Origin of the sequence: Aquisphaera insulae (assembly GCF_011064615.1) — a bacterium.
In the GTDB taxonomy this organism is placed as follows: Bacteria; Planctomycetota; Planctomycetia; order Isosphaerales; family Isosphaeraceae; genus Aquisphaera; species Aquisphaera insulae.
The window spans coordinates 65092-80670 of sequence record NZ_JAALJH010000041.1 but is presented as its reverse complement, the minus strand read 5'-3'; the positions used below and the strand labels follow the sequence as shown (position 1 = coordinate 80670).

General features: G+C 70.5%; 13 protein-coding genes and 1 pseudogene. 12 read left to right on the top strand and 2 right to left on the bottom strand.

Annotated features, from left to right (window positions below):
* The 4 genes and pseudogenes from G6O54_RS37385 to G6O54_RS20675 form a co-directional block, all read left to right on the top strand.
* A pseudogene (locus tag G6O54_RS37385) lies at positions 1–431 on the top strand (hypothetical protein); the annotation flags it as partial.
* A gap of 44 nt (positions 432–475) precedes the next feature.
* Positions 476–634 (top strand): hypothetical protein, encoded by a 159-nt coding sequence (locus tag G6O54_RS20685; RefSeq protein ID WP_165227568.1) that lies wholly within the window; start codon positions 476–478, stop codon positions 632–634.
* Between the two features lie 125 nt (positions 635–759).
* Complete coding sequence (locus tag G6O54_RS20680) at positions 760–1536, top strand: enoyl-ACP reductase FabI (protein WP_205678950.1); 777 nt, start codon at positions 760–762, stop codon at positions 1534–1536.
* Positions 1537–1583: 47 nt separating this feature from the next.
* Positions 1584–2924 carry a sigma-54-dependent transcriptional regulator gene (locus G6O54_RS20675; RefSeq protein WP_165227566.1) on the top strand — a complete coding sequence of 447 codons (1341 nt, stop codon included), beginning with the start codon at positions 1584–1586 and terminating at the stop codon, positions 2922–2924.
* On the opposite strand, the gene G6O54_RS20670 is transcribed toward G6O54_RS20675, so the two are convergent.
* Together G6O54_RS20670 and G6O54_RS20665 are read right to left on the bottom strand one after the other, a co-directional pair.
* On the bottom strand, positions 2894–3622 hold the full coding sequence (locus G6O54_RS20670) for an NF038129 family PEP-CTERM protein (protein WP_165227565.1): 729 nt from the start codon (positions 3620–3622) through the stop codon (positions 2894–2896). The two genes, G6O54_RS20675 and G6O54_RS20670, sit on opposite strands and share 31 nt — an antisense overlap.
* 37 nt (positions 3623–3659) lie before the next feature.
* Positions 3660–6833 carry a type VI secretion system tube protein Hcp gene (locus G6O54_RS20665; protein ID WP_165227564.1) on the bottom strand — a complete coding sequence of 1058 codons (3174 nt, stop codon included), beginning with the start codon at positions 6831–6833 and terminating at the stop codon, positions 3660–3662.
* 397 nt (positions 6834–7230) lie between these two features.
* Here G6O54_RS20665 and G6O54_RS20660 point away from each other — a divergent pair, with 397 nt between their 5' ends.
* The 8 genes from G6O54_RS20660 to kdpC all read left to right on the top strand — a co-directional run bounded on the left by G6O54_RS20660 (position 7231) and on the right by kdpC (position 15574).
* Positions 7231–7566, top strand: coding sequence for a hypothetical protein (locus tag G6O54_RS20660; protein ID WP_165227563.1), 336 nt, complete (start codon positions 7231–7233; stop codon positions 7564–7566).
* 58 nt (positions 7567–7624) lie between these two features.
* A complete protein-coding gene (locus G6O54_RS20655) occupies positions 7625–9463 on the top strand; it encodes an ATP-binding protein (protein ID WP_250847001.1) in 1839 nt (612 codons plus the stop codon).
* Complete coding sequence (locus G6O54_RS20650) at positions 9460–10194, top strand: response regulator (RefSeq protein WP_165227561.1); 735 nt, start codon at positions 9460–9462, stop codon at positions 10192–10194. The genes G6O54_RS20655 and G6O54_RS20650 overlap by 4 nt, the downstream gene beginning before the upstream one ends.
* Before the next feature lie 165 nt (positions 10195–10359).
* Positions 10360–10623 (top strand): hypothetical protein, encoded by a 264-nt coding sequence (locus G6O54_RS20645; protein WP_165227560.1) that lies wholly within the window; start codon positions 10360–10362, stop codon positions 10621–10623.
* A gap of 22 nt (positions 10624–10645) precedes the next feature.
* Positions 10646–10732 carry a potassium-transporting ATPase subunit F gene (locus G6O54_RS38895; protein WP_165227571.1) on the top strand — a complete coding sequence of 29 codons (87 nt, stop codon included), beginning with the start codon at positions 10646–10648 and terminating at the stop codon, positions 10730–10732.
* A gap of 18 nt (positions 10733–10750) precedes the next feature.
* Positions 10751–12586: a potassium-transporting ATPase subunit KdpA gene (gene kdpA, locus G6O54_RS20635; protein ID WP_165227559.1), complete on the top strand. Its 1836-nt coding sequence runs from the start codon at positions 10751–10753 to the stop codon at positions 12584–12586.
* Between the two features lie 248 nt (positions 12587–12834).
* Positions 12835–14979 (top strand): potassium-transporting ATPase subunit KdpB, encoded by a 2145-nt coding sequence (gene kdpB / locus G6O54_RS20630; protein WP_165227558.1) that lies wholly within the window; start codon positions 12835–12837, stop codon positions 14977–14979.
* 10 nt (positions 14980–14989) lie between these two features.
* Positions 14990–15574, top strand: a complete 585-nt coding sequence (gene kdpC / locus G6O54_RS20625; protein ID WP_165227557.1) for a potassium-transporting ATPase subunit KdpC — start codon at positions 14990–14992, stop codon at positions 15572–15574.
* The last annotated feature ends 5 nt before the right edge of the window (positions 15575–15579 follow it).

Sequence of the window (15579 nt, the reverse complement as noted above, 5' to 3'; positions counted from 1 at the left end):
CTAAGCTGGAACTGCAAGCATATCGCCAACGCATCATTGCGGCCGCGGATCGAGTCCCTGTGCCGCAGGGCGGGATTCGAACCCCCGGTCATCTGCACGCCGAGAGAATTGATGGGCGAGGAGGGGGAGCCGTGAACGACAGAGACATCCTGGCGGAACTGCGAGCCTGGCGCGACGAATTCGCCAGAGCCCACGGTTTCGACATCCAGTCGATGGGAGCAACCCTTCGAAAGCTGGACGAAGCTGCGGGAGAACGGGTAGTGCGAGGGGAGCCGCGAAAGCCTTCAAACTCGTTGAGGAACGACGGCGAGGCCATGGCCCGCTCGCTCGAGAGACTCTCCGCGTCAGGCGGCCCATCGGGGATTGAAGATCCGGTCGAATGGCAGCGAGCGATGCGGGCCGATCGCCTGCTGCCCGGGCGGGATCAATGATGCGGAAGTGGGTTTCCTCGCACAGCCCGAGGACCCTGCCACCCATGAGAATAACGATCGCCAACGAGGAACCGAACATCCGCTGGACCAGGCGCGAGACGTTCGAGGTCGGGGGAGATCCCGTCGCGGAGGCGAATGCGGCCGCGATCCAAAGCCCCGGCGGCTGGACCGATCGTCGGCACAGGCTGGACCCGAGGCGATGAGTCGAGCGGGGCAAGGAGATGCGATCGGCGAGTCGGCTCCACGCGGAATCGCCGCTTCGAGTCGGATCGAATCTCGGGTATCCTAGCGATCGGGTCACGAATCAGTCCGATGAGGGAGTATGTCGATGTTGCAGGGGAAGAAGGCGTTCATTTTCGGCGTCCTCAACGACCGGTCGCTGGGCTGGCACATCGCCGATCAGCTTCACAAGCACGGCTGCGAGATGGGCTTCTCGTGCCTGCCAGGCGAGCGGTTCGAGCGGCGAGTCGCCAGGGCGACGGAGTCGTTCCGGCCACGCTTCCTGACGCCCTGCGACGTGACCCGAGACGAGGACATCGCCGCGGCGTTCCAGGTCGCGGCGGAGCAGTTCGGCACGTTCGACATCCTCGTCCACTCGATCGCGTTCGCCCCGCGGGAGACCTTCGAGAAGCCGTTCCTGGAGACCACCCGGGAGGCATGGCGGACGGCGCTGGACGTCAGCGCCTATTCGCTGGTCGCCCTGTCCCGGGCCGCCCTGCCGCTCATGAATCCGGGCGGGAGCATCCTGACGCTCACCTATCACGCCGCGGAAAAATACGTGCCCGATTACAACATGATGGCCGTCGCCAAGGCGGCCCTGGAGTGCTCCGTCCGCTACCTGGCGACCGAGCTGGGCCGCAAAGAGAAGCGGATCCGCGTCAACGCCCTCAGCGCCGGGGCCGTCAAGACCGTCGCCGCGACCGGCACCGGCGAGATCGACAGGATGATCGAGCACTATCGGGCCCGGGCGCCCCTGGCCTGGGGGGATGACGCCTCCTCGGAGCACGTCGGCAAGGCCGGCCTCTACCTGCTCAGCGACCTGGCCAGCGGCGTGACCGGCGAGGTCCACTACGTGGACGGCGGATACAATGTCATGGGGTGGTAGCGGAGCCCGCCCGTCATGTCCCGAAGGCCCTGGGGTTCCCGCCGCCCATGAGGATCCTGATCGTCGACGATGAGCCCAACATCCGCCGGACGCTCCGCGCGACGTTCGAGGTGGGGGGGCATGCCGTCGCCGAGGCGGGCTCGCCCGCGGCCGCGATCGCCGCGGCGGGGCAGGGGGCCTTCGACGTCGCGCTCGTGGACGTCCGGCTCGGGGCGGAGTCGGGCCTGGACCTGATCGAGCCCCTGCTGTCGCAGTCGCCGCGGCTGGCGATCGTGGTGATCACGGCACACGCGACCATCGACACGGCCGTGGAGGCGATGCGGCGGGGGGCCTTCGATTTCCTCCCCAAACCATTCACCCCGGCGCAGGTCCGGGCGATCCTCGAGCGGGTGGGGCGGCTCCGCGGGCTGAAGGACCGCGTCGCCGACCTGGAGGAGCAGGTCCGGGCGGAGATCCCCGAGGCGGAGCTGGATAGCCCGGACCCGGCCATGCGGCGGGCGTTCGAGCTGACCAGGCGTGCCGCCCAGGCCGAGGCCGCCGTCCTCATCCGCGGCGAGAGCGGCACCGGCAAGGGGGTGCTGGCCCGGGCCCTGCACGCCTGGAGCAGGCGGGCGAGCGGCCCGTTCGTCACGGTGAGCTGCCCGAGCCTCAACGCCGAGCTGCTCGAGAGCGAGCTCTTCGGCCACGTCCGCGGCGCCTTCACGAGCGCCGTCCGCGACGCCGCCGGCAAGGTCTCGGCGGCCGAGGGGGGCACGCTCTTCCTCGACGAGGTGGGCGACCTTCCGACTCCCCTGCAGCCGAAGCTGCTCCGGTTCCTCCAGGAACGCAAATATGAACGAGTGGGCGATGCCGCGACGCGTGCCGCGGACGTCCGGATCGTCGCCGCGACCAACCGCGACCTGGAGGCGGCCGTCGCCGCCGGCAGCTTCCGCGAGGACCTCTTCTACCGGCTCAACGTCGTCGAGATCCACCTGCCGCCGCTCCGCGACCGCACCGACCTGCCGGACCTGGCCGACCGCCTCCTCGCCTTCTTCGCCCGCCGGACCGGGCGCAAGCTGACGCGGTTCACCGACGAGGCCCGCGCGGCGATGACCCGGCACGCCTGGCCGGGCAACCTCCGCGAGCTCCGGAACACGATCGAACGCGCCGCGATCCTGGCCGAGGGCCCCGAGGTCGGCCTGGCCGATCTCCCCGACCGCATCGCCTCGCCCCCGCCCTCCTCCGCCGCCGATCGCATCGAGGTCGGCGCGCCCGTCCGCCTGGACCGCCTGGAAGAGGCCCACATCCGGCGGATCCTCGCCGCCACCTCCAGCCGCGAGGAGGCGGCCCAGATCCTCGGCATCGACCCGAGCACGCTCTACCGCAAGCGGAAGCAGTACGGGCTCTGAAGGTCCCCCGCGGGGGCCCCGGCACGATGCCTGCCCAGCGCCCCGATCGCACCGAGGCCGACGAGCAGGAGGGCCAGGCTTGACGGCTCGGGTATCGCCGTCACCGTGGCCGGGCCGAACGCGAAGACCGGCGAGCCGTCGGCGAATGTCTGGCTCGTGTCGGCCCCGAAGGTCTGCACGGAGTCGGCCGCGGCCTCGGTCAGGTCCACGGACATCAGCGCGCTGCCCAGCGCATCGGTCGTGGGGAAGGAGAGTCCGTCCCCGGTGAGGATCGAGACGCTGAAATTGTCGGGAGAGTAGACGCCGTCGAAGACCGTCGTGGCCGTGACTCGGAACGTGAGCCGGTCGCCGGGCGTGAACACCTGGAAGAAGTCGCTGAAGAAGGCGGAGGAACTCTCCAGGACGACCCCGGAAGCCAGATCTCCGGAGGCCCCGCCGGTCGCCGCGGACGGGCTCCCGGCCGAGCCCCCCGCGCCGAACTGGATGTCGCTGATGGTGACGATGTTGCCCTGCGCGCCGATGAGCGTGAAGTCGAGCGTATAGGGCCCCTGGGCGGGATTGGCGACCAGCGACGACGTATCGAGGCTCACGTCGAAGATCACGTCGGCTCCGGCCCGGCCGGGCGTCAGGACGAGCAAGCCGAACAGGGCGGCGATCGCGAACCCGGCGCGGGCCGCGGAATGGAACTCCCGAATCATGAATCCCTCGGAGATGTCTGCGGGCGTGCGGAACGCCCTAGCCTTTGAGGAGGTGGGGGATGTAGAAGATCGAGGCCTGGTAGGGATCGTCGAAGGTCAGGGTGATCGTGAGACTCTTGCCGACCCCGATGGTGGGCAGGTCGATGAACAGCCCGTTGCGGACCTTGAGCGCCCCGGTGCTCGTGGAGGCCCCCACGAGCGAACCGCCGATCAGCCCATCGAGGGAGAGAGACAGCGGGCCGACGAAGGGCGCCGAGCCGAGATAGGCGATCGTGATCGTCTGGACGAACTGGCCGGTGGCCCGGTTGTATCGGAATCCGTCCTGAGTCACCTGGAACTGGGACGTCACGTCGGTCGGGTTGGATGTCGCGGGCGTGCCGGTCCCGGTCGCGGTGTCGATGACCGCATTCCAGCTCCCATAGACCGCAGCCCCGGGGAGCCCGCTGGACGGCTGGATCGGGGCGTAGCTCTCGGTGACCGTCGCCCAGTTGAGGGTGATCGTGGTGACGTAATCGCCGCGATCGTCGATGGTCGTCCGGATCGAGCCGACCGTGATGTTCGTGAGGCTGTAGGTCAGGTACAGGACCGGCTTCGCGCCCGTGGTGCGGACGCGGATCTGGGCCGTCGGGAGCTTGGTGCCGGCCGCCATGTCGGCCAGGAGCGTCGGTTCCGCCGCGGAGCCGGAGAGCGTGATCGTGAGCGGCCCCGGCGTGGCCCCGCCGGATCCGGGATTGGAGCCGGCGAACTCGAACGCGGAGACCGGAAGCTCACCGGCCGCACCGAAGGAGAGCCCGACCGTCGGGGTGCCGGCGGGCGTCGCCGGGGTGCCCGCGCCGCCGACGGTGCCGTTTACCGCGTCCCAGGTGGCGACGACCGGCTTGCTGCTCCCGGCGGCCGTGTACGACTGCGTGAGCTTCGCCCAGCTCAGCATGATCGTGGTGACGGGCCTGGTATCGAAGTCCTCCGACGTGTCGATCGTGGTCTGGATCGAGTCGATGATCACGTCGTCCAGGGTGTAAGTCAGGTAAGTCGTCTGGGTCGCGCCGATGGTGCGGACGCGGACTTGGGCGGTGGAGAGGCGGGTGCCGGCGATCATGTCGGCCAGGAGCGTGGGATCGGCGGTGGAGCCGCGGAGCGTGATCGCGATCGGCCCCGCCGTGGCCGTGCTGACGCCGGTGCCGGAATTGAAGCCGGACACGTCGAACGAGGAGGCGTCGATCTCGGCGATGTTATTGAAGGAGAGCCCGATGTCGGGGACGCCCTGGGCTGTCCCCACCGGATTGCCCGCCCCGGTGCCGGTCCCGCTGACCGCATCCCAGGTGGCGACGACCGGCTTGCCCAGGCTGCCGTCGGCCCGGACGGGGGCGTAGCTCTGCGTGAGCCTAGCCCAGCCGAGGTCGAGCGTGGTGACGGAGCTGCCATCCTCGTCGATCGAGGTCCGGATCGAGGTGACGCGGACGTCGCTCAGGGTGTACGTCAGGTACAAGGCCGGCGCCGCCCCGGTGGAGCGGACGCGAACCTGGGCGGCGCCAAGGTGGTAGCCCGCTCCCAGATTGGCCAGGAGCGTGGGGTCGGCCGCGGAGCTGGGGAGCGTGACCGTGAAGGACCCCGGCGTGGCCGAGATCAGGCCGTCATTGGAGCCGCTGAAATCAAACGAGGACGCCGCGACCTCGCCGGTCCCGCCGAACGACAACCCCAACGACGTCGGACTCCCGGCGGATGTGGCCGGGGTGCCCGTTCCCGTGGCGATGCCAAGAGTCGCATACCAGGTGGCGACGACGGGCGAATCCGCGGTGCCGTCGGGGCGGATGGTGGTGTAGCTCTGGGTGAGAGTCGACCACTCCAGGGTGATGGTGGTGACGACGTCGCCGATGTCGCTGACGGAGGTCTGGATCGAGTCGATCGCGACACTGCTCAGGCTGTAGCTCTGGTAGACCACCAGCTTCGCCGTCGCGCCGACGGTGCGGCGAACGTTGACCTGGGCCGTGCTGAGCGTATGGCCGGCGACCATGTCGGCCAGGAGCGTGGGGTCGGCGACGGAGCCGGGGAGCGTGATCGTGATGGGCCCCGGTGTGGCTGAGCCGGCCCGCGGGAGTGAGCCGGAGACGTGGAACGAGGTGACCGGGAGCTCGCCCGCCGCGCCGAAGGAGAGCCCGACCATCGGCGTGCCGGCGGGCGTCGCCGGGGTGCCCACGCCGGTGACGGTGTCGTGGGTCGCGTCCCACGTGGTGACGACGGGCCGGCTGCTCCCCGCGGGCGTGTACGACTGGGTGAGCCGCCCCCAGTCGAGCGTGATGGTGGTGACGGGCTGGGCGTCCTCGCCAGCCGAGGCGTCGATGGTGGTCCGGATCGCGTCGATGACCACATCGCCGAGGGTATAGGTCAGGTAAGGGGCTCCGGTCGAGGTTAGAGCGCGGACGCGGACCTGGGCGGTCGAGAGGACCGTGCCGGCGATCATGTCGGCGAGGAGCGTGGGGTCGGCGGTGGATCCCGGGAGCGTGACCGTGAGCGGCCCCGGGGTGGCCGAGCCGAAGTCGCCCCGGGCGCCGGAGAAATCGAAGGTGGTCGCCGCGAGCTCGCCGCTGCCGAAGGAGAGGCCCAGCACGGGCGGCGATCCGAGCGACGGCCCCGCCGGGATGCCCGCGCCGGTCCCCGTGCCGAGGGCCGCGTCCCAGGTGGCGACGACGGGCGTGCCCACGGAGCCGTCGGGGCGGACGGGTGCGTAACTCTGAGAGAGCTTCGCCCAGTCGAGGGTGATGGTGGTGACGGGCGCCCCGTCCGGGGCCGCGGCCCGATCGACGGAGGTCCGGATCGATCCGACCGTGACGTCGCCCAGCTTGTAGGTCAGGTAGACCGCCGGCGCCGCGCCGGAGGTGCGGACGTTGAGCTGGGCCGTGGTCAGGTGATAGCCGGCGGCCATGTTCGCCAGGAAGGTGGGGTCGGCGGCGGACCCGGGGAGCGTGAGCGTGAGCGGCCCCGGGGCAGCCGCGCCGGGGCCGGATTTCGAGCCGTCGAAGGAGAACGAGGAGACCTCGATCTCGCCGCCCGTCGAGCCGGGGAAGGACAGGCCCATGAGCGGCGTTGAGGCGAGCAGCGCCCGGCCCTCGAGGAGTTCGATCCGCGGTCGGCATCGCGCGGCATCTCGGCCCGGAGACCGCGAGGCGCGACTCCTTCGGACCCCGTTCGCGGGACTGGCAGGGACGATCATCATCGGTGCTACCTCATCGTCTGCGGGTCGAGCCTGCTTCATTCGCGGGACGCCACGACGGTTCGGGTCGTGGAATCGGCCGCCGTCTCCCGCGAGTACTGCAAGCCGGCCTCGATCATCGACCGGATCGCCACGAAAAAACGAAGATCCCCGCCGCTCGTTCGGGTCGGGCAACCTGCATGGGCGATCGTGCAAGTTGCACGACGCTCGAGGAGAGCCCCGCCGAGGTGCTTTCGTCGGATTTCTTGCAAGTCGATATAGGAATGGTGCTTGTGTAGATCGTCGAGGTGCGGCACGGCCGTTGCTTTCCCCCTCACATGCCGCGGGCTCGATGCCGGGGCCTCGACGGGTCGAGGGATGCTCCCGCGGCCTCCGCGGTGGAACTGAAGGGACGCCGACGATGTCCAGAATCCATGAGCTGAGGGCGAATCAATCCGAGGGGATCTATGCGGTCCCCTACCGGGACGGCAAGCACGGCCGGCCGGTCCGAATCCCCGACGGGGCGACGGTCGAGGCCCCCTTGCCCGACGACCGATGCCATGCCCCGGCGGCCCCGCCGGAGTGCCTGGACCTGGCGAAGGGGGGCGGCGTGGCGACGATCCATCACGAGGTCCTCGGCCTGATCGATGGCTACCTCCGCCTGACCGGCGTATTCTGCCTGTCGAGCGGGGAGGTCGCCGCCGTCTATGGCGCCGAGGCGGTCCCGATCGACGCGCCCCGCCCGGCGTCACGGTAATCCCGCTGCGGCCCGAGCCCTTGCTGTCATGTTCAAAACACTCCAATCCAGATTGTTGATGGGCATCGCACCCCTCATGGCCGTGATGATCGGCATGGGGCTGTGGGCCGTGATCATGTTCCGGGACCTGGGCGGGAACATCGACGTGATCCTCCGCGAGAACTACCGCAGCGTCCTGGCCGCCCAGCGCATGAAGGAGGCGCTGGAGCGGATGGACTCCGCCATCCTGTTCGCCATCGGCGGCCAGGAGGAGCGGTCGCGCGACCAGTTCACCAGGTCGAGGCCGGTCTTCGAGCAGAACCTGAGCATCGAGCGGGGGAACATCACGCTCCCCGGGGAGCGGGACCTCGCCGACGAGCTCGCGAGGCTGTACGCCCTGTACGGCGAGCAGAGCGAGCGCTTCTACGGGCTGCCGGCGGGGGACGCGAAGGAGCGGACCATGCTCTACTTCAGCGACCTCCTGCCGACGTTCCATCGGATCAAGGATCGGGCCGACGACGTGCTGAACCTGAACCAGCGGAACATGGAGGAGATGGACGGCCGGGCCCGCGCGGCCGCCACGAACTCGGTGCGGTGGATGGTCCTGCTGCTCTGCGCCTCGGCGGCGACCGCCGGGCTGATCGCGCTGGTGTTGAGCCGGTCGCTGCTCGGCCCGATCCGGTCGATGACGCACGCGGCCCGCGCCATGGCGCGGGGCGACATGGAGCAGGTCGTCCCGGTCCTCTCCCGCGACGAGCTCGGCGAGCTGGCGAACGCCTTCAACGGGATGGCCCGCCGGATCCGCGAATTCCAGCAGGCGGGGACGGCGCGGCTGCTCCGCGTCCAGAAGACGGCCCAGGCGACGATCGACTCGTTCCCGGATCCCGTGGTGGTGGTGGACCCGATGGGCTCGATCGAGCGGACCAACCCGGCCGCGCGGCGGATCCTCGGCGGGTCGACCGGCGGGAACGGGGCGATGCCGTGGCCGCCGTCCCCCGCGCTCCGGACGCCGCTGGCCGACGTGCTGGGCGGCTGCGGCGACTACCTGCCCGCCGGGGTGGAGAACGCGATCTGCCTCCGCGACGACGGCCAGGAGCGGTTCTACCTGCCGCGGATCCTCGCCATCCAGGGGGACGACGGCCCGCTCGGCGCGGCGGTCGTGCTCCACGACGTCACCAAGTTCCGCCTGGTGGACCAGCTCAAGAGCGACATGGTCGCGACCGTCAGCCACGAGCTGAAGACGCCGCTGACGAGCATCCAGATGGCCATCCATCTGCTGCTCGAGGAGGCCGTCGGCCCGCTCGAGCCCAAGCAGGTCGAGCTCCTCCTGGCGGCGCGCCAGGACTCGGACCGGCTGATGACCATGGTCGGCGACCTCCTGGACCTGACCCGCATCGAGCAGGGGAAGGTCCAGCTCGACCTGCACCCGGTGGCGCCGGCGGAGCTTGTCGAGGGCGTCGTCTCGCGGTTCGAGGCGCGGGCCGTCGACGCCGGCATCGCCCTCTCCGGACAGGCGGCGCCCGGCCTGCCGCCGGTCCTCGTGGATCGCGGCCGGATCGAGCACGTCTTCGACAACCTCGTCGACAACGCGCTGGCCTACACGGGCCGCGGCGGCAGGGTCGAACTCTCGGCCCGGCTCGACGGCGACGCGGTCCGCTTCGCGGTCGCGGACAGCGGGATCGGCATCGCCCCGGAGCACCTGCCCAAGCTCTTCGACCGCTTCTACCGCCCCCCGGGGTCGAAGTCCGGCGGCGCCGGCCTCGGCCTGTCGATCGCCCGCGAGATCGTGGAGGGCCATCGCGGCAAGATCGAGGCGAGCAGCCAACCGGGCCGCGGGACCACCTTCATCGTCGGCCTGCCGCTGGCCCCGGCCGGCGCGGTCGCCATCCCGTCTCATCCGGGAGGAGTGAAAGCATGAAACGCACAGCACGAATCCTGATCGTCGAGGACGAGCCGAACATCCGGCTGGTCTTCCGGACCGCCCTGGAGGCGGCCGGGCACGCGGTGGCGGAGGCGAGGGACGGGAACGAGGCGCTCTCGCGGCTCCCCGTGGTCCGCCCGTCGCTGATCCTGCTGGACCTCCAGATGCCCGGCATGGGAGGCATGGAGTTCCTCCGCCGCCTCCGCGCGGCGGGGGACGAGACCCCGGTGGTCATCGTCACGGCCCACGGGACGGTCCCGGACGCCGTCGAGGCCATGAAGCTCGGGGCCATCGACTTCCTCTCGAAGCCGACCAGCCCGGAGACCCTCCGCGGCGTCGTCGGCCAGGTCATGGCCCGCCAGGACGAGGCGGACGGGGGAGAGGACGAGACGATGCCCGCGCCGCGCGGCGGCGAGGCCGTGGCGGTGATGAGCGGCACGGTCGTGAACCTCTCGGCCGCCAAGCGGGCCCTGAACCGACGCGATTTCCCCCGGGCCGCGGAGCTCCTGGAAGAGGCGCTCGACCTCGCCCCGCTGTCCCCGGAGGCGAACACGCTGATGGGAGTGCTCCACGAATGCCGCGGCCAGGACCACGCCGCCTATCAGGCCTACCGCCGGGCGCTGGAGGCCGACCCTCATCACGGCCCGGCCCTCGACAACCTGAGGCGCTACTGCGGGCGCTTCGGGCTGGACTTCCGCAGCAAGGCCATCAACCCCGCGGCGAGCTGACCGGCCCCGGCGGGGCATGCCCGGACGGACCATATCAAAGGATGAGTCGCACATGATCGCCCTGAGCACCTTGATCCTCGGCGTCGGCCTGTTCGCCCTGTTCTTCGGGCTGGTCGCCGCCTGCGATCATTTCTGACCCGCGCGGTCGAATATCGGAGAACTTCCATGCATCGCAGATTCGTGATGATGGCCGGCGAGGCCGGCGGCCGCACGACCGTCGCCCGCCGCACGGCCGATCGCTGGTGGCGGGGCCCGGACTGCGTCCTCGTCGCGGCCGGGCGTCGGCCGGCCGGGTGCTCGCCCGCGACGGAAGCCGAGGCGCGTGCCCACCGCCGCCTGAGCCTGGGCCGGACCCTGGCGACGATGGCGGCCCTCGGGGCGGCCCTGGCGGCCGCCATCGCCGCCCTCACGGCCTTCGTGCCGGCCTGACGACCCATCGCAAGACCGGGAGATGACCATGCTCTACCTGACCGCCGTGACGACCGTCCTGGCCCTCTTCTACCTCGTCTACGCGATGATCCGCCCCGAGCGGTTCTGACCATCGGAGAACCTGTACGTGGAACCGTCGTTTGCCTGGCTCCATCCGGCGTGGGCGTTCGCCCTGCCCATCGCCCTCTCGTTCCCGCTCGGCTGGCTGATGTGGCGGACGCTCGACGTCCCCGACGGCGCCGAGGGCCGCGGCCTGGACGCCCTGCCGGCCTTCCTGGCCCGCCTGGTCACGCGCCGGCGGCCCGCGGAGATGGACTGGAAGCGGTACGCGATCGCGATGCTCGCCTTCAACGCCGCCCTCTTCGTCCTGACGTTCGCGCTGCTCTATGCCCAGCCGTGGATCCCCTTCCTCAACCCCGACGGCAAGGGCTCGCTGGCGGCCCTCGGCTACAAGGACACGGCCGGGAAGCAGGTCGAGGGCGCGGACACGGCGGTCATCTTCAACACCGTCTGCTCCTTCGTCACGAACACGAACCTCCAGCACTACTCGGGCGAGCAGAATCTCTCCTACTTCAGCCAGCTCGGCGTGATCGTCTGGCTGATGTTCGTCACGCCGGCCTCCGGCCTCTGCGTGATGCTCGCCACGCTCCGCGGCCTGCGCGGCGACCGGCACCTGGGCGACTTCTACCTGGACCTGATGCGGGGCCTGGTCTGGGTCCTCCTGCCCACCTGCCTGGTCCTGGCCGTCGCCCTGGTGGGCCTGGGGGTGCCGATGACCCTGGAGGGCGCGGCGCAGGCGTCCACGCTCGACGGCGCCGCGACGAAGATGGAGACCCAGTCGATCGCCCGCGGCCCGGTGGCCGCGCTCGTGGCGATCAAGCAGGCCGGGACCAACGGCGGCGGCTACTTCGGCCCCAACTCGGCCCATCCGCTGGAGAACCCGTCCCCCTGGACGAACCTGCTGTCGATCGCCTCGATCGTCGCGCTGCCGATGGCCTCGATCGTGATGGCCGGGCGGATGCTCCGCGACCGGCGGCACGCGACGGTCATCTACGGCGTGATGCTGGCGTTCCTGGTCGCAGGGACCGCCGTCGCGATCTGGGCCGAATCGGCCCCGAGCGCCGCGACGCGGGGCCTGCCCGTCGCCGAGGGGCCGAACATGGAGGGCAAGGAGGTCCGCAACGGCCCGGTCGCCTCCGCGACCTGGGCGGCGATGACCACGGCCACGTCCAACGGCTCGGTCAACAGCATGCACGACAGCCTCAACCCGCTCGCGGGGATGGTCCCCATGTCGATGATGATGCTCAACGTCGTCTTCAGCGGCATCGGCGCCGGGTTCGAAAACATGCTGATGTATATCGTCGTCGCCGTGTTCATCGCCGGCCTGATGGTCGGCCGGACGCCCGAGTATCTGGGCAAGAAGGTGGAGGCCCGGGAAGTCAAGCTCTGCATGGTGGCGATCCTGATCCACCCGCTCCTGATCTGCGCCGGCGCGGGGCTCTTCGCCGCGACCCCGTGGGGGACCACGACGACGGCCAATCCCGGCGCGCACGGCTTCAGCGAGATCGTCTACGAGTTCACGTCGGCCGCGGCCAACAACGGCTCCGGCTTCGAGGGGCTGGCGGACAACAACCCGTGGTGGAACGTGGCCACCGGCATCGTCCTGCTGCTGGGCCGCTTCCCGGCCCTGATCCTGCCGCTGGCCGTCGCCGGGTTCCTCTCCACCAAGAAGCGCGTGCCGAAGACCTCCGGGACGCTCCGGACCGACGACCTGACCTTCGCGGGCATGCTGGCGGGGACGGTGCTCCTGGTCGGCGCCCTGTCGTTCATGCCGGCCGTGGTGCTCGGGCCCGTGGCCGATCACCTGGCGGGGGCGAAGAAGGAAACACCTCCGCAAGGCCTGCAAGCCTCTGACGCGGGGCAAGCCCTCCGGTCCCCTCCCCCCGCCGTGGGGGAGGGCTAGGGAGAGGGGGGAAAGGGCAGGCCGAGGATGGAGAGTGATCGGATGCAAGAAGGACTGCCTATTCCTGAAGTTGGTCGGAATGGCGAACGCGGTCGCCCCCTCTCCCTGACCCTCCCCCACGGTGGGGGGAGGGGATCGGAAGGCGTCCCTTCGCTCGGACAAGGCGTCCCCTCGCTCGAGGTGAGACGTCAATGGCGAGCCCTTGATCGACAGAAGTCGAATCCTCCCAAGGAGAGGAATCACGCGCGATGAGCCTCGATATCGATACCGAGATCCCGACCGCCACGCGAGACGCCGACCACGTCCAGGCGTTCAAGCTCCAGCGGCGGAGCACGCGTAAGCTCCGCCTGTTCGAGCCGTCGCTGGTGAGGATGGCGACGGCCCAGTCGTTCCGGATGCTCGACCCGCGGGAGATGGCCCGCAACCCGGTCATGTTCCTGGTCGAGGTGGGCACGGTGCTGACGGCGATCGTCGCCGTGCAATCGATCGCCCAGGGGGCGGAGCTCGGCCTGATCCTCTACCAGGCGACGCTGACGCTCCTGCTGTTCCTGACGGTCCTCTTTGCCAACTTCGCCTCCGCCCTGGCGGAGGCCCGCGGCAAGGCCCAGGCGGACAGCCTGCGGGCCACCCGGGCGGACACGCCCGCGTTCCGGCTTCGGGATGCGGACGGCGACTCCGGCGAGGTCGTCTCCTCGACGGCCCTCCGCGCCGGGGACCACGTCCTCGTGGAGGCGGGGCAGGTCATCCCGTCCGACGGCGAGGTCATCCGCGGCGTGGCCTCGGTGGACGAGTCCGCGATCACCGGCGAGAGCGCGCCGGTGATCCGCGAGGCCGGCGGCGACCATTCGGGCGTCACGGGCGGCACCCGCGTCCTCTCGGACCGGATCGTGATCCGCGTCACGGCCGAGCCGGGGCAGAGCTTCCTCGACAAGATGATCGCCCTGGTGGAGGGTGCCAGCCGGCAGAAGACGCCCAACGAGATCGCCCTGACGATCGTGCTGGCGGCCTTCTCGCTGATCTTCCTGATCGTGACCGCGGCGCTCTACCCGATGGCCCGCTACTTCGACCTGACGCTCGACATCCCGACCCTGGTCGCCCTGCTCGTCTGTCTGATCCCGACGACGATCGGGGCGTTGCTCGCCGCGATCGGCATCGCCGGCATGGACCGGGCCCTGGCGGCGAACCTGATCGCCAAGAGCGGCAAGGCGGTGGAGGTGGCCGGCGACATCGACACGCTGCTGCTGGACAAGACCGGGACGATCACCATCGGCAACCGCCGCGCGACCCAGTTCGTGCCGCTGGCCGGCGCCTCGGCCCGCGAGCTCGCCCGCGCGGCCGGCCTGGCGTCGATGTCCGACTCCACCCCCGAGGGCAAGAGCATCCTCGAGCTGGCCCGCCAGCAGTCGGCCGTCGAGTCCGAGGCCCCGGCCGGCTCGCGGTTCATCGAATTCACCGCGCAGACCCGGATGAGCGGCGTCGACCTCCCGGGCGGCCCGCGGCTCCGCAAGGGGGCGCCGGACACCGTCGCGGGCTACGTCCGCGACCTCGGCGGCGTCGCCCCGGACGGATATCAGCAGGCCGTCGACGTCATCGCCTCCGGCGGCGCGACCCCGCTGGCCGTGGCCGAGGACTCGCGGATCCTGGGGGTCATCAAGCTGGAGGACGTCCTCAAGCCGGGCATCCGCGACCGCTTCGCCCGCCTCCGCCAGATGGGGCTCCGGGTGGTGATGGTCACCGGCGACAACACCCTGACCGCGGCGGCCATCGCGGACAAGGCCGGCGTGGACGACTACATCGCCCAGGCCACGCCCGAGGCGAAGCTCGCCTACATCCGCAAGGAGCAGGACGGGGGCAAGCTCGTCGCCATGATGGGGGACGGCACCAACGACGCCCCGGCGCTCGCCCAGGCCGACATCGGCGTGGCGATGAACAGCGGGACGCAGGCCGCCAAGGAGGCCGGCAACATGGTCGACCTCGACAGCGACCCGACCAAGCTCATCGAGGTCGTCGAGATCGGCAAGCAGCTCCTGATGACCCGCGGGGCGCTCACGACGTTCTCGATCGCCAACGACCTGGCCAAGTACTTCGCCGTGATCCCGGCCATGTTCATCGTCACCCTCCCGGAGCTGAAGGTCCTGGACCTGATGGGCCTGGCCTCCCGGGGCGGGGCCTACTCCGCGATCCTGGCGGCGGTGATCTTCAACGCGATCATCATCCCGCTCCTGATCCCGATCGCGCTCAAGGGCGTGACCTACCGGCCGGTCGGCGCGGGGGCCTTGCTCCGCCGCAACCTGCTCGTCTACGGCCTGGGGGGCGTGATCGCCCCGTTCATCGGCATCAAGCTCATCGACATCCTCATCGACCCGCTCCTGGCGATGGTCGGGATCAAGTGAAGGGAACCTGATGATTCGCGAAACCGTGAATGCCCTCGTGGCCTGCGTCCTGACCTTCCTCGTGTGCGCCGTGGCCTACCCCCTGGTGGTCCTCGCCGCGGCGAGCCTGCTCTTCCCCGACCAGGCACGCGGCAGCCTGATCCGCCGCGAGGGCCGGGTCGTCGGCTCCGCGCTGGTCGCCCAGCCGTTCGCCTCGGAGACGTACTTCGCCCCGCGGCCCTCCGCGGCCGGGGCCAGCGGATACGCCGCGGACGCCGCCGGCGGCTCCAACCTCGCCACGACCAACCCGGCGCTCCGGGAGCGGATCGAGGCGCAGGTGAAGACGCTCCGCCAGGCGGCCGGGGACTCCGCGACCGAGCCGATCCCCGCGGACCTCGTGACGGCCTCCGGCTCGGGCCTGGATCCGGACATCAGCCCGGAGGCCGCCCGCTACCAGGCGCCCCGCGTCGCCAGGGCACGCGGCATCGCGGTGGAGAAGATCAGGGCGCTGATCGACGCGCACGTGGACGCGACCGGCGCGATCATCGGCGCACCGCCCCGGGTGAACGTCCTGCGATTGAACCTGGCGCTGGACGACCTCGCCGCGGCCCGCTGAGGGAA